This is a genomic window from Chryseobacterium sp. RLHN22 (assembly GCF_051011795.1).
Classification (GTDB): domain Bacteria; phylum Bacteroidota; class Bacteroidia; order Flavobacteriales; family Weeksellaceae; genus Chryseobacterium; species Chryseobacterium zhengzhouense.
In genome coordinates, this window is record NZ_JBPCHW010000006.1 from 1 (window position 1) to 21,344 (window position 21,344).

The 21,344-nt window shown below is 35.0% G+C and carries 22 protein-coding genes and 2 tRNA genes; 13 read left to right on the forward strand and 11 right to left on the reverse strand.

Annotated features, from left to right (window positions below):
• Positions 1-184: 184 nt before the first annotated feature.
• Complete coding sequence (mnmA, locus tag ACR1PN_RS07600; RefSeq protein WP_433979538.1) at positions 185-1,372, reverse strand: tRNA 2-thiouridine(34) synthase MnmA; 1,188 nt, start codon at positions 1,370-1,372, stop codon at positions 185-187.
• Between the two features lie 158 nt (positions 1,373-1,530).
• Here mnmA and ACR1PN_RS07605 point away from each other — a divergent pair, with 158 nt between their 5' ends.
• Entirely contained in the window at positions 1,531-2,058 is a 528-nt protein-coding gene (locus ACR1PN_RS07605) for a hypothetical protein (RefSeq protein ID WP_433979539.1), read from the forward strand.
• A gap of 153 nt (positions 2,059-2,211) precedes the next feature.
• Here the strand turns inward: ACR1PN_RS07605 and ACR1PN_RS07610 are convergent, their stop codons facing one another.
• Positions 2,212-4,743: an ATP-dependent Clp protease ATP-binding subunit gene (locus ACR1PN_RS07610; RefSeq protein ID WP_433979540.1), complete on the reverse strand. Its 2,532-nt coding sequence runs from the start codon at positions 4,741-4,743 to the stop codon at positions 2,212-2,214.
• 151 nt (positions 4,744-4,894) lie between these two features.
• Here ACR1PN_RS07610 and ACR1PN_RS07615 point away from each other — a divergent pair, with 151 nt between their 5' ends.
• From ACR1PN_RS07615 to ACR1PN_RS07635, 5 genes are all read left to right on the forward strand, one after another.
• A complete protein-coding gene (locus tag ACR1PN_RS07615) occupies positions 4,895-5,122 on the forward strand; it encodes a uroporphyrinogen decarboxylase (protein ID WP_433979541.1) in 228 nt (75 codons plus the stop codon).
• Positions 5,119-6,234, forward strand: a complete 1,116-nt coding sequence (locus ACR1PN_RS07620) for a glycosyltransferase (RefSeq protein WP_433979542.1) — start codon at positions 5,119-5,121, stop codon at positions 6,232-6,234. Before ACR1PN_RS07615 ends, ACR1PN_RS07620 begins: the two co-directional genes overlap by 4 nt.
• Positions 6,235-6,364: 130 nt before the next feature.
• Positions 6,365-6,784 carry a SufE family protein gene (locus tag ACR1PN_RS07625; RefSeq protein ID WP_034672812.1) on the forward strand — a complete coding sequence of 140 codons (420 nt, stop codon included), beginning with the start codon at positions 6,365-6,367 and terminating at the stop codon, positions 6,782-6,784.
• 2 nt (positions 6,785-6,786) lie between these two features.
• Positions 6,787-7,752 (forward strand): glycosyltransferase family 9 protein, encoded by a 966-nt coding sequence (locus tag ACR1PN_RS07630; protein ID WP_433979543.1) that lies wholly within the window; start codon positions 6,787-6,789, stop codon positions 7,750-7,752.
• 3 nt (positions 7,753-7,755) lie between these two features.
• Complete coding sequence (locus ACR1PN_RS07635) at positions 7,756-8,640, forward strand: glycosyltransferase family 2 protein (RefSeq protein ID WP_433979544.1); 885 nt, start codon at positions 7,756-7,758, stop codon at positions 8,638-8,640.
• Positions 8,641-8,699: 59 nt separating this feature from the next.
• Here the strand turns inward: ACR1PN_RS07635 and ACR1PN_RS07640 are convergent, their stop codons facing one another.
• The 5 genes from ACR1PN_RS07640 to ACR1PN_RS07660 form a co-directional block, all read right to left on the reverse strand.
• On the reverse strand, positions 8,700-8,987 hold the full coding sequence (locus ACR1PN_RS07640) for a T9SS type A sorting domain-containing protein (RefSeq protein ID WP_433979545.1): 288 nt from the start codon (positions 8,985-8,987) through the stop codon (positions 8,700-8,702).
• Between the two features lie 69 nt (positions 8,988-9,056).
• The gene (locus ACR1PN_RS07645; protein WP_433979546.1) at positions 9,057-10,574 is read right to left on the reverse strand and encodes a hypothetical protein; all 1,518 of its coding nucleotides are present in this window, start codon (positions 10,572-10,574) and stop codon (positions 9,057-9,059) included.
• Between the two features lie 384 nt (positions 10,575-10,958).
• Positions 10,959-11,033: transfer RNA gene (locus ACR1PN_RS07650), tRNA-Val, on the reverse strand.
• A 32-nt stretch (positions 11,034-11,065) separates the two neighbouring features.
• Positions 11,066-11,140: transfer RNA gene (locus ACR1PN_RS07655), tRNA-Val, on the reverse strand.
• A 42-nt stretch (positions 11,141-11,182) separates the two neighbouring features.
• Positions 11,183-12,427: a bifunctional folylpolyglutamate synthase/dihydrofolate synthase gene (locus ACR1PN_RS07660; RefSeq protein ID WP_433979547.1), complete on the reverse strand. Its 1,245-nt coding sequence runs from the start codon at positions 12,425-12,427 to the stop codon at positions 11,183-11,185.
• 161 nt (positions 12,428-12,588) lie between these two features.
• On the opposite strand from ACR1PN_RS07660, the gene ACR1PN_RS07665 reads away from it, so the two are divergent.
• Genes ACR1PN_RS07665 through ACR1PN_RS07685 form a run of 5 tightly spaced genes read left to right on the forward strand, consistent with a single transcriptional unit; the run spans position 12,589 to position 16,811 of the window.
• Positions 12,589-13,935 carry a TolC family protein gene (locus ACR1PN_RS07665; protein ID WP_378182554.1) on the forward strand — a complete coding sequence of 449 codons (1,347 nt, stop codon included), beginning with the start codon at positions 12,589-12,591 and terminating at the stop codon, positions 13,933-13,935.
• A gap of 1 nt (position 13,936) precedes the next feature.
• Positions 13,937-14,527, forward strand: a complete 591-nt coding sequence (locus ACR1PN_RS07670; protein WP_433979548.1) for a SprT-like domain-containing protein — start codon at positions 13,937-13,939, stop codon at positions 14,525-14,527.
• A gap of 2 nt (positions 14,528-14,529) precedes the next feature.
• Positions 14,530-15,609, forward strand: a complete 1,080-nt coding sequence (locus tag ACR1PN_RS07675) for a mannose-1-phosphate guanylyltransferase (protein ID WP_433979549.1) — start codon at positions 14,530-14,532, stop codon at positions 15,607-15,609.
• Positions 15,610-15,652: 43 nt separating this feature from the next.
• Positions 15,653-16,309, forward strand: coding sequence for a hypothetical protein (locus ACR1PN_RS07680; RefSeq protein WP_433979550.1), 657 nt, complete (start codon positions 15,653-15,655; stop codon positions 16,307-16,309).
• The gene (locus tag ACR1PN_RS07685) at positions 16,272-16,811 is read left to right on the forward strand and encodes a GNAT family N-acetyltransferase (protein ID WP_433979551.1); all 540 of its coding nucleotides are present in this window, start codon (positions 16,272-16,274) and stop codon (positions 16,809-16,811) included. The genes ACR1PN_RS07680 and ACR1PN_RS07685 overlap by 38 nt, the downstream gene beginning before the upstream one ends.
• Positions 16,812-16,921: 110 nt before the next feature.
• On the opposite strand, the gene bcp is transcribed toward ACR1PN_RS07685, so the two are convergent.
• Positions 16,922-17,371 carry a thioredoxin-dependent thiol peroxidase gene (gene bcp, locus ACR1PN_RS07690; protein WP_433979552.1) on the reverse strand — a complete coding sequence of 150 codons (450 nt, stop codon included), beginning with the start codon at positions 17,369-17,371 and terminating at the stop codon, positions 16,922-16,924.
• A 33-nt stretch (positions 17,372-17,404) separates the two neighbouring features.
• Between bcp and ACR1PN_RS07695 the strand changes: the two genes are divergently transcribed.
• Positions 17,405-18,034 (forward strand): endonuclease III domain-containing protein, encoded by a 630-nt coding sequence (locus ACR1PN_RS07695; protein ID WP_433979553.1) that lies wholly within the window; start codon positions 17,405-17,407, stop codon positions 18,032-18,034.
• A gap of 87 nt (positions 18,035-18,121) precedes the next feature.
• On the opposite strand, the gene ACR1PN_RS07700 is transcribed toward ACR1PN_RS07695, so the two are convergent.
• The 3 genes from ACR1PN_RS07700 to ACR1PN_RS07710 form a co-directional block, all read right to left on the reverse strand.
• Positions 18,122-18,568, reverse strand: coding sequence for a DinB family protein (locus ACR1PN_RS07700; RefSeq protein ID WP_433979554.1), 447 nt, complete (start codon positions 18,566-18,568; stop codon positions 18,122-18,124).
• Between the two features lie 294 nt (positions 18,569-18,862).
• On the reverse strand, positions 18,863-19,264 hold the full coding sequence (locus ACR1PN_RS07705) for an OsmC family protein (RefSeq protein WP_433979555.1): 402 nt from the start codon (positions 19,262-19,264) through the stop codon (positions 18,863-18,865).
• Positions 19,265-19,295: 31 nt separating this feature from the next.
• Complete coding sequence (locus tag ACR1PN_RS07710) at positions 19,296-20,144, reverse strand: hydroxymethylglutaryl-CoA lyase (protein WP_433979556.1); 849 nt, start codon at positions 20,142-20,144, stop codon at positions 19,296-19,298.
• Between the two features lie 355 nt (positions 20,145-20,499).
• Here ACR1PN_RS07710 and ACR1PN_RS07715 point away from each other — a divergent pair, with 355 nt between their 5' ends.
• Entirely contained in the window at positions 20,500-21,288 is a 789-nt protein-coding gene (locus tag ACR1PN_RS07715; protein WP_433979557.1) for a GLPGLI family protein, read from the forward strand.
• The last annotated feature ends 56 nt before the right edge of the window (positions 21,289-21,344 follow it).

The following is a 21,344-nucleotide window of genomic DNA, read 5'->3' on the forward strand; positions in this document are numbered from 1 at the left end:
TTTTTTTTTTTTTTTTTTTTTTTTCTCCCCCCCCCCCCCCCCCCCCCCCCCCCCCGAAACACAGGGAAAAGAGCTCAAACATACCGCTCAATCCGGGCTAAGAAACGACAACTAAAAAACGTCACAGGTTACAAAAACCTGTGACGTTTAACTTATAAAGTTTGTCAGAAAATGACAATCGAAACTACGAAATCACTCCGCTGCCAATTAACTCTTCGCCAATATACCACGAAGCAAATTGTCCTTCTGCAATAGCAGATTGTGGTTGGTCAAATTCCACGTAAAACCCTTCCTCAAATTGGTATAAAGTCGCTTTCTGCAACGGTTGTCTGTATCTGAATCTTGCCATTACTTCCATCGATTCTCCGTTTTGTAACTTCAGGTCTTCACGTACCCAGTGCAATTCAGAATTATCAATTTTAAGGGCTTTTTTTAGCAGTCCCGGAAACTGATGACCTTCTCCCACGAAGAGAATGTTATTTTCCATGTCTCTGGAGATGATAAAGCAGCTTTCTTTATGTCCGCCGATTCCAAGTCCTTTAGACTGTCCGATCGTGAAAAATTGGGCACCTTGATGCTTTCCTATTGTTTTTCCGTCAGATTTTTTGTAATTGATTTTTCTGCTTAGATATTCAAGTTCCTCTTGTTTTGAAGAAAAATTGGGTGCTTCTTCAGAAAAAAGTGGGGAATCTTTGAAAATCTCAACAATTTCTCCTTCTTTCGGAACCAATTGTTGCTGCAAAAATTGGGGTAAGCTCACTTTTCCGATAAAGCACAATCCCTGAGAATCTTTTTTGTCTGCGGTTACCAAACCAATTTTCTTTGCGATTTCTCTTACTTCAGGCTTCGTCAATTCACCAATCGGAAATAATGCTTTTGACAATTGATCCTGACTCAACTGACATAAAAAATATGATTGATCTTTATTATTATCTTTTCCGGCCAAAAGGTGGAAAATTTCTTTTCCGTTTTCATCGAAAGTAGAATCCACTCTTGCATAATGTCCCGTTGCCACTTTATCGGCACCCAAAGACATAGCGGTTTTCATAAAAACATCGAATTTTACTTCTCTGTTGCACAAAACATCAGGATTCGGAGTTCTTCCTTTCTGATATTCATCGAACATATAATCAACGATCCTTTCTTTGTAAAGTTCACTCATATCGATCACCTGAAAAGGAATTCCAAGCTTTTGAGCAACCATTAAAGCATCATTGCTATCTTCAATCCACGGACATTCATCTTCCAGAGTTACCGATGCATCGTTCCAGTTTCTCATAAAAAGAGCCACGACTTCATGGCCTTGCTGTTGCAGCAAATACGCTGTAACACTCGAATCTACACCTCCGGAAAGGCCTACTACTACTTTCATTATATTCAATTTTACGAAACTCTTAACGGGAGTTCTTAGTTTGACGCGGCAAAATTACGATAATCCTGTTCTCAAAAAAAATGATAATTTTAAGGATTGATAAAAACGATAGTATTAATTAATCAATATTTAAAATTAACTAAACAAAATAGATAATTATGAAAAAGCTATTTATTTCTTCCTTTATTTTAATTTCTATTCTTTCATTTTCTCAGGTTGCAGTGGGAACGCCTCCCCAAAACAACAATCGGTGGACTTTCGGTGGAGGAATCGGCTTCGGCTTTGGAAGTAATTCGATGTTCAATTTACAGGCTTCACCAAGAGTAGGTTATCGGGTAACGGATGATCTGGAAGCAGGAATAACGGGAACAGTGATGTGGCAGACTTCGGATTTTTATAATTCTACGATGTTTGGAGTTGGACCTTTCGTGAACTACTATTTCGCAAGGTCTTTTTATGTAAGCGGAAATCTCCAGCATTTTTTCATCAATTATAAAGATAAGTATTACGATTTCAAATCAAGCGATGAAGAAACAGCTCTATACTTAGGAGGTGGTTATTTACAGAGAATTGGCAATAATTCTTTTCTGCAGTTAGGTATCATGTACAATGTTTTATATAAAGAAAACAACAGTATTTTTGCAAGCGGATTGGTTCCGAGTATTGGGTTTGTCGTGGGTTTGTAAATAGAGATCAATATGATCTTCAGATTGAAATTTCTGTTTAAATATGTGATTCTATTCTCAATAATCTGTGAAAATCCGTAAGATCGGTGGGTGGTAAACAAAAAAGCATCGGGAATTTTCCCGATGCTTTTGATTTATAAAAAATTTGTTATTCTAAGATTGTGACTTTTCAGCCGATTTTTTTGGCTTTGAAGTTTTTCCAACTAATCCGTCTTTAGCTTCATTAAGGTCTAAAGTAACCGTCTCGCCTTCAGATAGCTGTTTGTTCACTAACATTTCTGCCAATAAATCTTCAATATATTTCTGAATAGCTCTCTTTAACGGTCTTGCTCCAAAATCTTTATCCCAGCCTTTTTCAGAGATGAAATCTTTAGCTTCAGTTGTTAATTCAACTTTATAACCTAATTTTTCAAGTCTTCCATAAAGCTTAGTCAGCTCAAGGTCGATAATTCTCTTAATATCGTTTTGCTCAAGAGAGTTGAAGATCACAATGTCATCAATTCTGTTTAAGAATTCCGGTGCAAAAGCTTTTTTAAGAGCATTTTCAATAGTACTTCTCGCTCTTGAATCTGCTGTTGTTTTCTTCGCTGTAGTTCCAAACCCAACACCGTCACCAAAGTCTTTAATATCTCTCGTTCCGATGTTTGATGTAAGAATAATGATGGTATTTCTAAAATCAATTTTTCTACCTAAACTGTCTGTAACATGACCTTCATCCAAAATCTGAAGCAAAATATTGAATACATCCGGATGCGCTTTTTCGATCTCATCCAGAAGTACAACAGCATAAGGTTTTCTTCTTACTGCTTCCGTTAACTGACCACCTTCTTCGTATCCAACGTATCCCGGAGGCGCCCCAACTAATCTTGAAACTGCGAATTTTTCCATATATTCACTCATATCAATTCTGATCAAAGCTTCATCAGAATCGAAGAGTTCTCTTGCCATTACTTTTGCCAATTCGGTTTTACCAACTCCGGTTGTTCCTAAGAAAATGAATGTACCAATCGGACGATTCGGATCTTTCAGCCCGGCTCTGTTTCTCTGAATTGCTTTCACAACTTTTTTTACAGCATCTTCCTGACCAATCACTTTTCCGTTCAGCAATCCATCCATTTGAGCTAATTTGTCAAGCTCGTTTTTACCCACTTTCGTTACTGGAACACCACTCATCATCGAAACAACTTCTGCTACATTTTCCTCAGAAACAGTTTCTTTTTTCTCTTTTACATCTTTATCCCATTGATCCTGAGCAGAGTTTAATTCCATCTGAAGTCTTTCTTCTTCATCTTTTAGCTTTCTCGCTTCAAGATAATCCTGAGCTTTTACCGCTTTTTGCTTTAATTCTTTGATGTCTTCGATTTTCTTTTCGAAATCAATGATCGCAGTAGGAACTTTCATGTTTTTAATATAAACACGAGAGCCTGCTTCGTCCATTGCATCAATTGCTTTGTCTGGTAAAAAACGGTCTGTAATATATCTCGATGTCAAATTGACACACGCTGCGATTGCTTCAGGCGTATAAACAACATTGTGGTGTTCTTCATACTTATCTTTAATCTGATTCAGAATCTGAATCGTTTCATCGATAGAAGTAGGCTCCACCATTACTTTCTGGAATCTTCTTTCTAAAGCACCATCTTTTTCAATATATTGACGGTACTCATCCAAAGTAGTTGCTCCGATGCATTGAATTTCACCTCTTGCCAAAGCTGGTTTGAACATATTAGAAGCGTCTAAACTTCCCGTAGAACTTCCTGCTCCAACAATAGTGTGAAGCTCGTCGATGAACAAAATTACATCACGGTTTTTTTCTAATTCCGTCATGATGGCTTTCATTCTTTCTTCAAACTGACCACGATATTTTGTTCCGGCAACCAAACTCGCCAAATCTAGAGTGATTACTCTTTTACCAAAAAGAACCCTCGAAACTTTTTTCTGCTGAATTCTTAATGCCAAACCTTCAGCAATGGCAGATTTACCAACGCCCGGTTCACCAATAAGAAGCGGATTGTTTTTCTTTCTTCTTGATAAGATCTGAGAAACTCTTTCAATTTCTTTCTCACGACCAATGACAGGATCTAATTTTCCGTCTCTTGCCAAAGAAGTTAAATCTCTACCGAAGTTATCTAAGGTAGGAGTTTTACTTTTTGCAGAACCCAGATTTCCTGTTGGTTTTCTCATCTGCTCAAATTCTTCTCTGTCGTCATCATCATCGTAAGCAGAATTCTGTGGCGCCTGTCCGGAATTTTTAAGCATCGTCTGATACTCTCTTGAAACTCCTTCATAATCGATATCATAAGCTCCCAAAATATTCGAAGTAGGATCTTCATATTTATATAGAATGCCTAAAAGCAGGTGAACGGTATTAATTTCATTGCTTTTGTATTGTCTGCATTCAAGTTCAGAACGTTTTATGGCATGATCTGCCATTTTCGTGAACGAAATATTGGTAACCTCTTCAGAAATAGGATTTAGACTTGCTGTATTTAAAGTTTCAATTTTTCTTCTGATTTGTGTTAAGTCCGCATTGAGGTTTTGAAGGATTTCTTTCGCAGAGTTTTCTGTTTTTATAATACCTAAAAGTAGATGTTCTGTATTAAGAAATTCACTTTTCAGCCTTTTAGCTTCGCTTTTGCTTTGTTTGAACACCTGGCTCAAACCTTGTGAAAACTTATAATCCATAATTTAACTCATTAGAATAAAAGCAGAATTGCTTTATATTCACAATCTAAATTACAAATATTTTACCAAAAAACAAATAATGACTTTATGGCAGAAAATAGTTTTTTATCTTATTGAAAATGACTAAGTTTGTCTTCCTCAAATATTCCTCATGAGTTCCGAGATTGTCAATTACATTGGTTATGCTGCTTCAGTTTTCATAGTTTTAAGTTTTATCCTTAAAGATTTAACCAAAATTAGAATTGTCAATTTGATTGGCTGCATCTGTTTTGTAACTTATGGTTTTTTAAACGGAATGCTTTGGCCGGTCATCATCCCGAATGCGATTATTTGTTTTGTACAGGTTTATCATTTAGTGACAGCAAAGAAAAAACAATGAGCAGGAAAAAAATCATTACTTCTGCATTCAGTAATCTTTATACAGACCAAAGAATTGAGAAAGTATGCCAAACGTTACATGAAAACGGCTACGAAGTTGAGTTGATTGGAAATAATTGGGGTGGAGCTGAAAATATGGAACGACCTTATCTGTTTTCCAGAATTCCTCTTGTTTCTAAAACTTTGAAAACCGCATACTTTGAATTTAACTGGAAATTGTATTGGGAATTATACGGAAAAGTGAAGGAAAACAAAAATGTTATTCTTCATGCCAATGATCTGGATGCGCTTTTGCCAAATTATCTGATTTCAAAAAAATATAAAATTCCTTTGGTTTTTGACAGTCACGAAATTTTTTCTGAGATGCCTGCTGTTCAGGGAAAAATGTCACAAAAATTGTGGCGTTATTTACAGGATAAGATTGTTCCGAAATTGGAATTCATGATGACAGCAAGTGGGAGTTATGCTAAATGGTTTCAGAATAAGTACGGACTTCAGCCGGTTGTGGTACAAAACGCTCCGAGAAAAATAGATTATCCTATTGAAATTCCGGATAATCAGCCAAAAATAGTATTATATCAAGGTGCGATAAATCCTTTTCGTGGAATCGATAAAGCCATTTTGGCAATGCATCATCTTGAAAATGTTATTTTTAAAATTGCAGGAGACGGACCGAGAAAAAAAGAATACGAAGATTTAGTGATTAAAGAAAATCTTCAGCATAAAGTTGAGTTTTTAGGGAAATTGTTGCCGGAAGATTTAAGAAAAATTACCGTTACCGCAGATTTAGGAATGAGCATCGAAGAAAATGGGGGTGAAAGCTATTTTTACTCGCTTCCCAACAAAGTTTTAGACTGTATTCAGGCTCGAGTTCCTTTAATTATGGCAAATTTGCCGGAAATGACGCATATTAAAAATCAGTTTGATGTAGGTGAAATTATTGAAAATCATCAACCGGAAACAATTTCTTCGGCTATTCGAAAAGTTTTAGATAAAGGCAGAAAAAATTATCAGCCGGAACTTGAAAAAGCTGCAGAGGTTCTTTGTTGGGAAAATGAAGAACTAAAATTGCTCCAAATCTTTGAAAAAGCGTCTCAGAAAATTATCAACTAAGTTTCTCTTCAAGCTTGGTTGATTTTTCTTAATTAAACTTAAAAACTTTAATACTCTTAAAGTTTCAAAATATTTCAGCAAAAAATTAAGTTTCTAAATTTAGTATCTTTGCGGAAATTAATTGTTTAGAATGACCATTAAAGAAAAACAGCAGGAAATAATTGACGAATTTGCCTTTTTGGAAGATTGGGAACAGAAATATGAATATATTATTGATCTTGGTAAAGAATTAAAAGGGCTTTCTGACGACAAAAAAACCGATGAAAATTTAATTAAAGGTTGCCAAAGTAAAGTTTGGATCGATGCTGAATTTAAAGATGGAAAACTGTTTTTCAATGCCGATTCAGACGGGATCTTACCAAAAGGAATCGTTTCTCTTTTAGTAAGTATTTACAGCGGTCATTCCACAAAAGAAATTCTTGATTCTGATTTCGAATTCATTTCAGAAATTGGGCTCCAGGAGTTTTTATCGCCTTCCAGAGCCAATGGTTTAATGGCGATGACCAAGCAAATCAAATTTTACGCTGTTGCATACCAACTGAAATCTTAGTGGTGACCAGAATTTTAGCATACCGTTTTTCCGCTTTCGGTGACGTCGCTATGACAGTGCCGGTTTTTCGTGAGTTTTTGGAACAAAATCCCAATGTAGAAATTGTAATGGTTTCACGAAATAATTTTGAGAGCTTATTCGCTGATATTCCGAACGTTATATTCCATGGAATTGATCTTGATGAATATAAAGGATTTTTGGGAATCAGAAGATTAGGGAAAGAACTTCTTAAAAAATATAACCCTGACTATGTTGCTGATTTGCATGATGTTATCCGTTCTAAGATCTTAGATAAAATCTATGTAAGAAAAGGGTTGAAAGTTTTCAAAATAAATAAAGGCAAAGAAGAAAAAGAAAATCTGACGAATGTCTGGAATCTTGAAAAATTTCAATTAAAAAAAACGGTAGAACGCTATGCGGATGTTTTCCGTGATATGGGTTTTAAAGTTGACCTTTCGCATCAATTACGACCTCAAGCGATTCAGAAGTCAGGAATTGGTTTTGCGCCATTTGCTCAACATAAAGGAAAAATGCTTCCTCTCGAAAAGTCTTTCGAGCTCGTAAAAATTTTAGCACAAAAAAACACAATCTACTTTTTTGGAGGTGGAAAAAAAGAAACAGAAACCCTTGAAAGTTGGGAGCAACAAATTCCAAATACCAAAAGCTTAGCTGGAAAACTTAATCTTTCTGAGGAGCTTAATAGAATTGCTCAACTTGAAGTAATGATTTCGATGGATTCGGCTAATATGCATTTAGCCAGTATTGTAGGAACAAGATGTGTTTCCGTTTGGGGAGCTACTCATCCGTACGCAGGATTTTTAGGATTCGGACAAAGTGAAAATGATGTGGTACAGATTAAAGATCTTACGTGCAGACCTTGCTCGGTTTTTGGCGACAAAGAATGCTATCGTGGTGATTGGGCTTGCCTTGAAGAAATCAATGTACAGCAAATCATCGATAAAATATAACAGATGAAAATTTCTGTCTGTATTCCCATTTATAATTTTGATGTAAGAGAATTGGTTGATGATCTTAAAAAAGAAATTAAAAACCAATCAATCGACGCAGAAATTGTTCTTATTGATGATGCTTCAGAAGAAAATTTCAGACAAATTAACAATGAACTTCAAAATAAAGTAGAGCAGTTTGTTTTACTTGAAAAAAATATCGGTAGATCCAGAATCAGAAACTTATTTTTAAACTATACAAAAGGCGATTTTTTGCTTTTTCTGGACTGTGATGTTAAAATAGATGATAAAAATTTTCTGGCTAATTATTTAAAGGAAATAGATCAGAATAGAGGAGTGGAGGTACTGTATGGCAATTTCAAAATAGATCCGGCTCATTCCGAAACCCTGCGAAACCGATATTCTATTGAAAAAGAAATTTTTTCTGTGGAAAGATCATCAGACTTTGCACTTTTAAAAACAGTCAATTTTATTATTAAAAGAAATGTGCTGGAGAAATTTCCATTTAATGAAGTTTTGCTAAATTACGGTTACGAAGATTTTGTTTTTGCCAAAACGCTTGAATTCTCAAAGGTGAAATTTTCTGCGATTCAAAACCCTGTGATACATTTTGATGATGCTTCTAATGAAGTTTTTTTAAATAAAACAAAAACGGCAATAGACTCTCTTTGTTTGTTGTTGCAAAAATCTGATAACGAAAAATTTATTAAAGATATTAAAGTTTATAGGGTCGCTAAAAAGATAAAGAATATAAAAATGAAAAGTACATTTTTGTTTCTTTACAGTTTGCTGGAAAAAAAGATCGTAATGAATTTACTTTCCAAAAATCCCAATCTGAAATATTTAGATCTATATAAATTGGGCCTGCTTTTAAGAAAAATGCAATAATCAGAAAAAATCTATTAACTTACTGAAATTTATTGTTTTACGATATTTCTTTACAATCTTTATTTTTTTATAAATTTTTCAGTGATGGTCGCTTTTGCTGTTTTAATTTTTATATAATAAACTCCAGTATTTAAAGAAGTTGTATTGATAGAAGATTGAGAAGAATTTAAACTGCCTCTTGTGACAAGCTGTCCCGTAGAAGAATATATTTCAAAAGCCTGAAGGTTTTCTTTGCTGTTGATGTTTAAAATTTCCTGAACCGGATTGGGATAAATCTTTATTCCTGCTTCAGCGGCTGTTTCTTCCACAGAAAGCGCACTACAGGCAGATTTTGCCAATTTTGCCACAAAAAACTGAGATTTCCCACTGTTTCCCGTTGCGGTTAAAGTATTTATTCCGTCTGCCGGATCTGTAAATTATTGATTATGGAAAAAGCCTCCGACAATATAATTACCATCGTTATCAACAGCCACGGAAGTCAATTCGTCCTGAAAACCAAAATTGCTCTGAATTTCATTGGTGCCTAATACGGTTCCATCATTTTTATTAAAACGAATCAAAAGCGGATCGGCAAGATCATTCTGGGGTCTTGTCATGGCAAAATTTCCCCAAATGTCGGATCGGCTTCCTTTTACAAAAGCTAATTCATTTCCGTTAATGACCAGATTGCCTTTCATAAAACGGTACCCAACATTATTATTCGGAGATAAGCTTTCTGCTATTTTTGCCCACTGAACGTTTCCGCCAGAACCCAATTTCATCACAAAAGGATTATATCCTGTATTCAATGGTAAAGGAAAATTATAGTTGCCAAAAGTTGCGATATCATTGGCTGTACCTCGGTAATAAAATCCGGAAAGGTAAATGTCAGAGTTGCTGTCTTTTACAAGACCAAAAATCTTGTCATCCTGAAGAGAAATGTTCGGAGTATAGAGCTCTCTTCTCCAAACTTCATTACCATTGGCTCCGTTGATGGCTAAAATAAATCCGTCATTATTAACCGGATTAGAATTGTATGAAACACTTGTAGGGGTTACTGGATTCAGGTTTTTAGATCCTGCGATATAATATTGGTTCAGGGTTTCATCATATAACATTTGTATTTTTCCTGCAGTCATTCCGGCTGTTAGATTTCCTGTGATCGGCAACAGCAAAGGATTTGCTTCCGGTGTCATGCTTCCTCCGGCAAAAGAAAATTTCACGAGGTAATACTGAAAAGTACTCACAAATGTGGAAGGCACTGTAATAAGTCCGTTTAAATGGGTACCCGCTGTAAATCCTATGATGGCGTGTATATTCTTGGCATTGTCTAGGCACCAGATTCCGTTGTCTGAAGATCTTAAAGCATAGTTTACAGCACCCTGTAAAGGTTTTTGCCATGCTAATGAACCATCTGATGTATTATATTTCAGGAGAAATGCCGTATTAATCCCCGGGTCAGGATCAGGACTATTATATCCGACTGCAACGACAGGCATTGAAATGTTGGTATCAAAGTGTATTGGCGTGTAATTTGACGGTGCGCTGACGTTAGCCTGATTTACAACATTTACCATAATATATAACCCTCCGCTGTTATCAACCTCAAGTTTCCAGGCATGTTCCAAACTTCCATAACCTCCGATCGTCTTGCTCCACCGTAGATTTCCCTGACAATCTGTTGAAAACAACACAAGATCTCTTGCATTATAGCTCGTCACGGCTTGTCCGTCTATGGTTGGGGAACCTTCGAAAACAGTGCTCAGATAGTAATGATTGTTTTGATTATCCACAACAACACTTCTTATCATTTCGTCGGTAGTATCCGTAAAGCCCGTCCCATTCGAACCACTGTTGCCGCCTCCTTGCTTGGCCCATTGCCATTGATAAGTCTGAGAAAATATGGAAAAGGGAATAAAAAGAAATAAAAGTTTAGAATAGATTTGGTTTTTCATATTAATAATTTGTTCGTGAATTTATAAAAATATAATGATTTTTCACTATGTGTTGATAAAAACTAAAGAACAGTCTTTAGAATAATTTAAAAGATTGTTTTCTGAGAAGGTTTACTTGTAATGACTTATCTGGTTGTTATGATAAAATTTATGTAATCTGTTTTAAAGATGGCTTCAATTTAATCTTGATTGGTAAATGTCTCAGCAAGGCCTTTCAAGGTTAAAATCAGGAGATTTCAGACTTCAGCTGTGTGGTATAGTAGATAATCTTTTTTCCAACAAAAATTTTGCATGGTTTCCCAAACTTTAGATCCGATCGACCCTTATGAATAGAGTGAAATAGTAAAACAAAAAAAATCTCCCTTAAAAAAGAGAGATTTTTTGTGGGTCCTGAGGGATTCGAACCCCCGACCCTCTGGGTGTAAACCAGATGCTCTGAACCAACTGAGCTAAGAACCCGAATTTTTTTGAAAGGTTTCGTCTCCTTTTTGTGGGTCCTGAGGGATTCGAACCCCCGACCCTCTGGGTGTAAACCAGATGCTCTGAACCAACTGAGCTAAGAACCCTCTATACTTGTTTTCTCGTTTAGAGTGGTGCAAATATACAACTTATTTGATTATCTCCAAATTTTTTTCTAAAAAATCTCCCACTACAAAGTTGCTTCCGCCAATAAAAATCATTTCTCCCTCTGTACATTCTTGTTTTGCAGAAAGATAGGCTTCCTGTACAGAATCGAAAATTTTATAAGAAATTTTTGCATTAATCAGCAAATCTTCGTAATCCTTGGGATGTCTTCCTCTGTTAATAGAAGGTTTTGCAAAATAAAACTCGGAATTTTCAGGAAGTAATGTAATTACTTCATCAATTTTTTTGTCATTAACAAAACCTAAAACAATATGTTTGTGCTTTTCCATAGAATTTAACTGTGAAAAAACATATTCAAGACCAGCCTGATTGTGTCCCGTGTCACAAATTGTCAAAGGATTTTGAGAAAATTCAAACCAGCGACCGATAAATCCGGTATTTTTATGAACGGTTAGAAGTCCGGTTTCAATATTGTCATCAGAAATGGGAAAATTTAATTTTTTTAATTCCTCAATTAAGCTTAAAACGACCTTAATATTTTTCTCCTGATAATTTCCTTTCAAATCGGATTTTAAATCCGTATACAATAGAGTAGCGTCAATAAAAGGAGCGTTTTCTTTATCAGCTTTGGTTTGGATGATATTTTTTACCACTTCATTTTCGTCCCCGGAAATGATCGGTATATTATTTTTAATGATTCCGGCTTTTTCTCCGGCAATTTCTTCAATGGTGTTTCCTAAAATATTTTGGTGATCCAATTGTACATTGGTAATTGCCGCTACAATAGGAGTGATAATATTGGTTGAATCTAATCTTCCGCCTAAACCAACTTCAATAATCGCAAAATCTACATTTTGTTGATGAAAATACTCAAACGCCATAATGGTGGTAAATTCAAAAAAAGAAGGACGAATATCTTCCGGCAGATTCTTTAATTTTTGAATGAAATGATAGACAAACTCTTTATCGCAATTTTTACCATTTACTTTAATTCTTTCGGTAAAATCAATAAGATGCGGAGAATTATAGAGACCGACTTTGTAGCCTGCTTCCTGAAGAATAGAAGACAACATATTGCTTGTAGAACCTTTTCCGTTGGTTCCTCCAATGTGAATGCACTTTATCTTGTCTTGTGGATTTCCGAAAAAACCGCAAAGTCGTTTTATGTTGTCTAGTCCCGGTTTATACGCTTTTTGGCCATCAATCTGATAGTTTGGAGCCTGAACGAAAAGCCATTCTACAGCTTCCTGATATTGTTCGTTTGTCATACCGCAAAATTCTCAAAACTTTCATTAAAATAAAACAATAATTTTCTAATTCTGTAACTTTTTTATAATCTCAACGTCTAATGGTGAAAAAGCAAAATTTAAATCGTACTTAATTGAAATAAGGAACGGTTTAAAATGCTTAAAAACATAAATATTTCCTTATGAAAAAAGTTTTGACGGTAGTTTTGGGATTAGCCTTTGCAGGAATCAATGCACAGGAGAAATGGTCTTTGCGGGAGTGCGTAGATTATGCGGTAAAGCACAATCTTCAGGTGATTCAGAATGAATATTCAAAACAGATTCAGGATTCTAATCTTCGAATGGCTCAGAAAAATTATCTTCCGACAGTAAGTGCAAGCATGGGAAATAACGTAAGTTTTGGGCAGGCATCTTTGGGAACGACCAGTATCCGAAACGATCAGTTCAGTAATTCGGCAAACATTGGAGCTGATATTTTAATTTACAACAATGGAAGACTTGAAAAGACTGTCAGAAAAACACAGTTTGATGTAGAAGCGAGTCAATATGATATCGAAACGATTAAAAATGATATTTCGTTACAAATCGCAAGACAATATTTAACGACTTTACTGAATAAGGAAATTGTGAAAATTGCTCAAAGTGCTGCTGAAAATGCAAAAAAGCAATTTGACAGAGCGAAAATTACAACAGATGTAGGAACAACTGCTCAAACTGTTGTGGCAGAAGCAGAAGCAGCGTGGGCGAGAGAAAAACAGAATTTAAAAACAGCGGAAATCAATGTAGACCGAAGTTTATTTGCATTGGCGCAATTGCTCCAGTTAAAAGATTATAAAAGTTTTGATGTAGAAGACGTTGAAATTTCTGAGCAACTTGCACCGCAGATGATTTCCGTAGATGAAGTTTTAAATACTGCTTACGAAAGTCAACCTCAGATAAAAGCAGCAGAAAGCAGAATAAAATCTGCAGAAGCTCAGACAGAAGTTACGAAAACAGCTTTTTGGCCTACGCTTACTGCGAGTGTAGGAGTAGGAACTTTTTATAGGAATCTATTGAATACAGCCTATTCAGGATACGACCAAATGGGGAATGCTACTAAAGAACCCGGTTTTTTCCAGCAGTATAAAGATAATTTCGGTCAACAAGGCGGATTGAATTTAAACATTCCGATTTTTAATAAAGGAATTACCAAACTTCAGGTGGAACAATCGAAAATCAACGAGAATATTGCTAAAAATTCTTTAGAACAGCAACAGCAGGCGGTAAGGCAGAATGTTCAACAGGCTCAGTTTGATGTTGATGCGAATTACGAAGTGTATCTTTCTGCACTGGAAGCAGCGAAAAGCTCAAAACTGGCAATGGAATTCGCAGATAAAAGTTATGCCGCAGGACGTACTACCATTTTTGATCTGAATATTGCCCGAAACAATTACGCCAACGCTCAAGGTTCTGTGGAACAGGCAAAATATAATTATGTTTTCAGCCTTAAATTATTGAATTTCTATGCAGGAATTCCTTTAAGTTTGTAAAATGTCTATTCATTCTTTAGAAAAATATTTACCGCAAAATACACTTTCGCATTTAAAGAAATGGTTTTCAGATTACTATATTCATATAAAAGTTACTAAAAACCGCAATTCGAAGCTCGGAGATTATCGAAAACTTTGTGACAGTTCTCACGAGATTACCATTAATTCTACCTTGGTTCCGCAGCTTTTCTTTTTTGTTCTGACCCATGAGTTAGCGCATCTCATCGCTTTCGAAAAATATGGAAGGAAAATTTCTCCACATGGTAATGAATGGAAACTCACCTTCAGAGAAATGTTGCTTGAAAGCCTTGATGTCTATAAAGAAGATTTAAAACCGATTATTATTAAATTTTCGCATTCTCCAAAAGCCAATTTTATGGCGAGTCCCGATTTGGTAAAGTATTTTCATATTGAAAATCATGAAGATAATCTTCAATATATTGAAGAACTCTCAAAAGGAGATCAATTCGTTTACAGAAACCAAACGTATTTATTGGAAGGTCTAATCAAAAAAAACTATCTTTGTATGAATCTGGCTACAGGAAGGAAGTATTCTTTCAAACCTTTGGCGAGAGTGAAAAAATGCAGTTAAATATGTCAATATCAGATAAATACTGTGTAATTATGGCAGGAGGAATCGGCAGTAGATTCTGGCCTTTAAGCACGCAGAAGTTCCCAAAACAATTTCAGGATATTTTAGGTACGGGTCGCACGATGATTCAGCAAACCTATGATAGAATCAGTAAAATCATTCCCAGCGAAAATATATTTGTCATTACAAATAAAGAATATGTAGCCTTATCTCATCAGCAATTGCCGGAAATTCCTGAGCAAAATATTGTGGGAGAACCTTTGATGAAAAATACGGCAGCCTGTAATCTTTATATGGCAAATAAGATTGCAGAGATCAATCCGAATGCAACGATGATTGTGCTTCCAGCTGATCATTTGATTTTAAAAGAGGATGTTTTCTTAGAGAAGGTGGAATTGGCGTTTAGTTTGGCTTCTTCACACGATTATTTGGTAACTTTAGGAATTACCCCGACAAGACCCGATACAGGTTACGGGTATATTCAGTTTGTTGATAAGAAAGATTCTGATTATTATAAAGTTAAAACGTTTACAGAAAAACCTATTCTGGAAATTGCCAAAAGTTTCTTAGAAAGCGGTGACTTCCTTTGGAACGCCGGAATTTTTATCTGGAATGTAAATTCTATTCACAAAGCATTTGAAACTTTCCTTCCTGATATGACACAACAGTTTACGGCTTGCGAATACAATGCTGAAGCTGAAGTTAGCTGCATTGAACTAATTTATCCTAAAATTCAGAAAATTTCAATCGATAACGGAATTTTAGAAAAAGCAAAAAATGTTTACGTCATTCCTGCAGATTTAGGATGGAGTGATCTTGGCACATGGACTTCCGTTTTCGAGAACAGCGAAAGAGACGAGAACGAGAATTCCATAAATATAAAAACGGCTCTTACATACGATTCGACAGGAAATATCGTTCATGTAAAAAATAACAAGGCAGTTGTTATAGACGGCTTGAAAGATTTTATTGTTGTAGATACGGACAAAGTTCTTTTAATCTGCCCGAGAAAACACGATCAGCAGATCAAAGACTACGTTCTGGATTTAAAAAGCCTGAAAAAAGGCGAAAAGTTTATGTAAAATATTGGCAAAATTCTGCCGCATTTGAGCTATGAGAAAAAGTATGAACCCTGATTTTCTTTTTGTTTTTCTGTTTTTGGGAATTTCAGTTTTTTCCCAAGACAAGAAAAAATTCTCAAATATCGACGGTGTTATGTCTAAAATAATTCCGGACCATAAAATTGATTTCTGGGTGCTTGTTCACAACAGCTATGGCAAAAATAAAGAAGTAAAAATTTCGGGAACAAAACAGGATTATGTTCCGCAGTTTTCAGGGTTTAATCTTAGACCGGGAGAAGAAAGCTTTTATTATATTGTCTATTCTGTTGGAGGAAAGATCAGTTATATCACCGAAATTAAAGATCTTAAAGACTTCATGGGTAAAGCTGATAATGTAGAAGAAGCCGCTTTATCTGCTGTTTTGGAAGGCTATATGATCGATGAACAATTTGTAGACATTGCCGCAAATTATTACGAAGATTCTTCGAGCTATTATTTGGATCTGGGCAAGATTACTTCAAAAGAATGCCCTTATCAGAAAACACACTATACTTTAACGGTCAATAAGTCTACAGGCGTAATCTCTAATGTGAAAGACAATGGGCCGTATATGGAGGTTTATACCAAAAAATGCCCAAATAATCCGAGACTTTTAAAAATAGAAAAGAAAGAAGAACCAAAAGATGAGCCTAAAAAGCAACCTGTCAAAAAAAGAAAATAACATCTACGAAACCGAAAGACTTTTGATTCGTCCTATATCTGTGGATGATGCAGATCTTATTCTTCAGCTTTACAATATGCCTAATTTCATTAAATATATAGGCAACCGAAACATCAATTCTCTTTCTGATGCCGAAAATTATATAAAGTTTAAATTTTTACCGCAATTTGAAAAGCTGGGCTTCGGAAATTATCTGATTATTCTAAAAGAAGGAAATCAAAAGATCGGTGGTGTAGGAATCTTCGAAAGAGAAGGGCTGGATGTGGTAGACATCGGCTTTTCTGTGCTTGAAAAATTTGAAGGGAAGGGATTAATGTTTGAAGCTGCTCAAAAAATAAAGTCTGTCGGAATGGATGAATTTGGCTTAAAGAAAATTTCAGCAATCACTTCAAAAGATAATTTATCATCTCAAAAATTAATCGAAAGATTAGGCTTAAAATTCCAGAAATATGTGACTCTCCCGTATGAAAATGAAGAGTTGATGTATTACGAAACAGAATAACAAGCATAGTTCTTTGTTAATACCTAGTTTGTCATGCTGAAAGCATCTCAACAGTGCTTATTATCAGTTTAGATTCTTTCAGAATGACAAACGTATTACTTAAATAAAAATTAAACCTCAAGAATCTGCGCGGCCGCCGTTTTAGAAGTTACTTTTTCAATCACTCTCGTGCAAATACCTTTTTCGTCGAAAATAAAAGTCGTTCTTACAATTCCCATATATGTTTTTCCGAAGGTTTTTTTCTCCTGCCAGACTCCAAACTTTTCGATAATATCTCGATTTTCATCTGCAATTAAATCATACGGAAATGCAAATTTACTGTGGAAATTTTTCTGTTTTTTCACCGTATCACCACTGATTCCCAACAATTGAAATCCTGCTTTCTCCAACTGTGAATAATTGTCGCTCAGATTACAGGCTTCCACAGTACAGGTTGGTGTATTGGCTTGTGGATAAAAGAAAATAATCAGTTTTTTACCAATTAAATTTTTAGAATCAATTGTTTGTCCGTCCTGATTTGTTCCTTTAAATTGTGGCAGTTTATCTCCAACTTTCAGCATAATGACTTATTTTTGTTCAAATTTAATGGTTAAATGACAAAAAAGCAAAGAGCCGAGCTTGTTCAGACAGAATTAGAAAAATTATATCCGCAAGTTCCTATTCCTTTAGATCATACAGATCCTTATACTTTGATGGTTGCGGTTGCTCTTTCTGCACAGACAACCGATAAGAAAGTCAATCAGGTTACACCCGAGCTTTTTGCTGTCGCGGGAACACCGCAAAGAATGGCAAAACTGGAAGAATATCAAATCAAAGAGCTGATTAAAGAAATCGGGCTTTCTAATACAAAAGCCAAAAATCTGAAAAGAATGGCAGAACTTTTATTGGAAAGACATAATGGAGTAGTGCCGCAAACATACGAAGAACTCGAAGCGCTTCCTGGAGTTGGCCACAAAACAGCTTCCGTGGTCATGAGTCAGGGTTTCGGATTTCCTGCTTTTCCCGTCGATACGCACATTCACAGGTTGATGACGCAATGGAAGCTTACTTCCGGGAAAAACGTTGTAGAAACCGAGAGAGATGCTAAAATTCTTTGGAAAGAAGAGGTGTGGAATAAGCTTCATCTTCAGATAATTTTCTACGGAAGAGAATATTCTCCCGCAAGAGGAAAAGGCGAGAAAGATTTTATCACAAAAATGTTGTTCGAAGAAAAAGAAAAGTAATTTAAGGATACAAAATTCCCTCCTTTGGAGGGGGGAATTTTCTTTGAAAATTTAGAAGGGTGGTTTAAGAAATAAATGGTTTCAATTTTATTCCACATCCAACAACCTTCTGTGATAATTAATCTGTCCCAAGTGATACCCGAAATGTCCAAACAAATGAATCAGAAAATATTCTGTCGTCATTGGGTAGCCTAAAGCTTCAATAGAATATTCTTTTTTCAGATCTTCTTCTGTTAATTGATTAATGGATGAGTGTACAGTTTCAATTGTTTTTTCAATTTTCTTAATCAATTCAGCTCTCGGAATATTTTTTAATGAAAATTCAAGTTCTCTGTTTCTTACATATCCTGAATTTCCCAAAATAGATCCGATATAATGATTGATATTTCCAACTAAATGAAGCGTTAAATTTCCTCCTGAATTCAAAATGTCTTTGTCAATTTTCCAGATTGCGTCTTCGTTCCGGTAAGATTCTATTTCTTTTTTTAATTGGTTTAAATCTCTTGTAAAAAGAGATTTTATACTTTCTGTCATAATTTTAAGATTATAATTTCTTGATTAAAATTAATACGTTTTTATTTAATAACTGCTTTAAAGTATCCCCTGAAATATTTTGTGAATTTTTCTACGCTTGTATTGTAATCGATGAAAACCATAAACATCTCCGAACCAGCCAAATCTTATAAACTTTGGAAGCTTCTTATTTTCCTGTTCTTACATCAAGAATCATGAGGTTTTTACTCGGAAGTTTTTTAAATTCTTGTGATGAAATAATTGGCTGCATATTAAAATTAAATAAAAAAACGCAGAAATTTCTGCGCTGATTGTTTATTCATAAGTAAAAGTAAAAATCTGTTTCAGGTCCGGGTGCAGACTTTTTGCAACAGGGCAATTGTGCGCCGTGGCTTCAATAAACTCTTTTTCCTCTTCCGTAAACTGATCAGGAAATACAAATTCACAGAAAATTTCAGCAATTCTTCTGGGATTTGGAGCCGTTATTTTCTGAAGATTACAATAAGCCCCTTCAATGTTGATGTTTTTATCTTTTCCCAAAATCGCAATGGTTGTCAATGCACATTCAGCTAAAGAAGTTGCGCAAAGATCGGTTGGTGAAAATTTTTCACCTTTACCGTGGTTGTCTGTTGGGGCATCGCTTTCAATGATTGTTCCTGATTGTAAATGTTCAGCAGAGCATCTTAGATCTCCTATATATGTTATTTTTGAAGTCATAATTTTTAATTAAAATAAAAGAGACAGTGTCTCAAAAATGAAAAATATCTTTCGCTCTGTTATAAGAACTTTCGAAATTGAGTAAATTCAATTTGTGTTCCGCTTTTTCGACACTCATAAAATTGATGACTTGCTCAGTAGGCATATTTCCTACAAGATCATCTTTCGCCATCGGACAACCACCAATTCCTTTAATTGCAGAATCAAACCTTCTGCAACCCTGATCATAAGCTGCCTTCAATTTAGAATAAGAATCTTCGTAGCGGTTATGAAAATGAGCGCCAAAATTCATTTCAGGATAGCTTGATGGGATTTTCTCAAAAAGAAGTGTGATTTTTTCAGGAGTTGCCACGCCAGTTGTATCAGACAGAAGAATGTTTTTTATACCTATTTCCGAAAAACGGTTTGCCCAAAAATCGACATCTTCCCATTTCCATACCTCGCCATAAGGATTTCCAAATGCCATTGAAAAATAAAGGTTAAACTCTCTGTTTTCAGCTTTGGTAAGTTCTAGGATCTTTACAATATCATCGAAAGCTTGCTCCTGATTCTTATTGGTATTCCTGTGCTGAAAAGTTTCAGAAATAGAGAATGGAAACCCCAAAATATCTACTGACTGGTGTTTTAATGCTTTCTCTGCACCACGGAAATTTCCGATAATAGCTGAAACTTTCGTATTCGAAAGAGATTTATCGATATTTTCTGCCACCTCTGCAGAATCTGCCATCTGTGGAATGGCTTTCGGAGAAACAAAACTCACACAATCTAAGACATCAAAGCCTACTTCCATCAGCGAATTGATGTAATCTATTTTTTTTGCGGTAGGAATAAATTCATCCCAACCCTGCATTGCGTCTCTAGGACATTCGGTAAGAAACATTTTACTTTTTGATTTTCTCAAATATAATAAAACTAAACTATTTAGTTCTGAAGAAAACAAAGCTAATATTAAACTGACAACCAGTAGATTATTTGTGATTTAAAATTTCGATCTTTACTATTTAATAACAATAATTTACAGTCATTTCCAAAAATGAGAAGAATAAAATTTAATAATAAGAGGAAACGTATAAGCTTAAATCCTCACAAACGTAGTATGGAGGTAGTGACATTATTTATCTTTAATCATTTTTCCTGTTTTTTAAGCGTACAAAACTTTGATTAAGCCCAATACAACATATTAAATAATTTTACCGTTTTGGTGTTCTTTTAGATCCTTAAAAAAGTAATAACTAATGAAATTTTTAGCTCTATTTTTAATCTTTATACCAAGTCTATTATTCTCGCAAAAAATAGACAGCTCTTTTATTGAATGTAAATATTTAGCCAAATTTCTGGTTGATACCGCTAATACAAATACATTAAGGAAAGAACTGGTTTATTTAAGAATAGGGAAAAATTCTTCTTTGTTCAAGAGTGATTTTAAAGAAAAAGCAGATTCTATAACTTTAGCCGAAATCGATAAAAGCAACAAAAATCCCGTTAACGGTATTGCTGTTATGAAAATGGAAAATTGGGCATCTGCCAAATATGTTCCGGAAGTGTTTTCTAACAACGGTAAGACAATTTTATATGACAAAATACTAAATGTCACTTATAATTATGAAGCACAGGAAAAAGCCAAGTGGGATTTTGTAAATGAAAGCAAAATTATTCAGGGTTACACTTGCAAAAAGGCGGTTGGAAAATATCATAATAAAACAATAACTGTTTGGTATACGGAAGAAATTCCAATTTCAGAAGGACCTTATACCTTCAAAAATTTACCCGGTTTAGTTTTAGAAGCGTATGATTCTAAAGATTATTTTCATTTTACTTTAGAAAGCTTAAAAAGAATAGCAAAACCCATTCGTCCGTTCGAAGGTACAGTTAATACTGATTACGACAAGTTTTCAAAGAAAAGAGCGCAGGTTTTCAACGATCCTGTTGGAGCTTTTGTAGGAATATTTGGTAAAACACCTTCTAAGGCTGACCAGGAAACAATGATCAAAAATATACGAAGTATCAACAATTACTTAGATTAATAGGCAAGCCTTCATTTTTTGAAGGTTTTTTTGTTGGCTTCATTTAACAGATGCAT

Bases quoted from the DNA above. Each gene is read 5' to 3' on its own strand.
- mnmA (WP_433979538.1), bottom strand. From the start codon at position 1,372: ATGAAAGTAGTAGTAGGCCTTTCCGGAGGTGTAGATTCGAGTGTTACA.
- ACR1PN_RS07605 (WP_433979539.1), top strand. From the start codon at position 1,531: ATGAAAAAGCTATTTATTTCTTCCTTTATTTTAATTTCTATTCTTTCA.
- ACR1PN_RS07610 (WP_433979540.1), bottom strand. From the start codon at position 4,743: ATGGATTATAAGTTTTCACAAGGTTTGAGCCAGGTGTTCAAACAAAGC.
- ACR1PN_RS07615 (WP_433979541.1), top strand. From the start codon at position 4,895: ATGAGTTCCGAGATTGTCAATTACATTGGTTATGCTGCTTCAGTTTTC.
- ACR1PN_RS07620 (WP_433979542.1), top strand. From the start codon at position 5,119: ATGAGCAGGAAAAAAATCATTACTTCTGCATTCAGTAATCTTTATACA.
- ACR1PN_RS07625 (WP_034672812.1), top strand. From the start codon at position 6,365: ATGACCATTAAAGAAAAACAGCAGGAAATAATTGACGAATTTGCCTTT.
- ACR1PN_RS07635 (WP_433979544.1), top strand. From the start codon at position 7,756: ATGAAAATTTCTGTCTGTATTCCCATTTATAATTTTGATGTAAGAGAA.
- ACR1PN_RS07645 (WP_433979546.1), bottom strand. From the start codon at position 10,574: ATGAAAAACCAAATCTATTCTAAACTTTTATTTCTTTTTATTCCCTTT.
- ACR1PN_RS07660 (WP_433979547.1), bottom strand. From the start codon at position 12,427: ATGACAAACGAACAATATCAGGAAGCTGTAGAATGGCTTTTCGTTCAG.
- ACR1PN_RS07665 (WP_378182554.1), top strand. From the start codon at position 12,589: ATGAAAAAAGTTTTGACGGTAGTTTTGGGATTAGCCTTTGCAGGAATC.
- ACR1PN_RS07670 (WP_433979548.1), top strand. From the start codon at position 13,937: ATGTCTATTCATTCTTTAGAAAAATATTTACCGCAAAATACACTTTCG.
- ACR1PN_RS07675 (WP_433979549.1), top strand. From the start codon at position 14,530: ATGTCAATATCAGATAAATACTGTGTAATTATGGCAGGAGGAATCGGC.
- ACR1PN_RS07680 (WP_433979550.1), top strand. From the start codon at position 15,653: ATGAACCCTGATTTTCTTTTTGTTTTTCTGTTTTTGGGAATTTCAGTT.
- ACR1PN_RS07685 (WP_433979551.1), top strand. From the start codon at position 16,272: ATGAGCCTAAAAAGCAACCTGTCAAAAAAAGAAAATAACATCTACGAA.
- bcp (WP_433979552.1), bottom strand. From the start codon at position 17,371: ATGCTGAAAGTTGGAGATAAACTGCCACAATTTAAAGGAACAAATCAG.
- ACR1PN_RS07695 (WP_433979553.1), top strand. From the start codon at position 17,405: ATGACAAAAAAGCAAAGAGCCGAGCTTGTTCAGACAGAATTAGAAAAA.
- ACR1PN_RS07700 (WP_433979554.1), bottom strand. From the start codon at position 18,568: ATGACAGAAAGTATAAAATCTCTTTTTACAAGAGATTTAAACCAATTA.
- ACR1PN_RS07705 (WP_433979555.1), bottom strand. From the start codon at position 19,264: ATGACTTCAAAAATAACATATATAGGAGATCTAAGATGCTCTGCTGAA.
- ACR1PN_RS07710 (WP_433979556.1), bottom strand. From the start codon at position 20,144: ATGTTTCTTACCGAATGTCCTAGAGACGCAATGCAGGGTTGGGATGAA.
- ACR1PN_RS07715 (WP_433979557.1), top strand. From the start codon at position 20,500: ATGAAATTTTTAGCTCTATTTTTAATCTTTATACCAAGTCTATTATTC.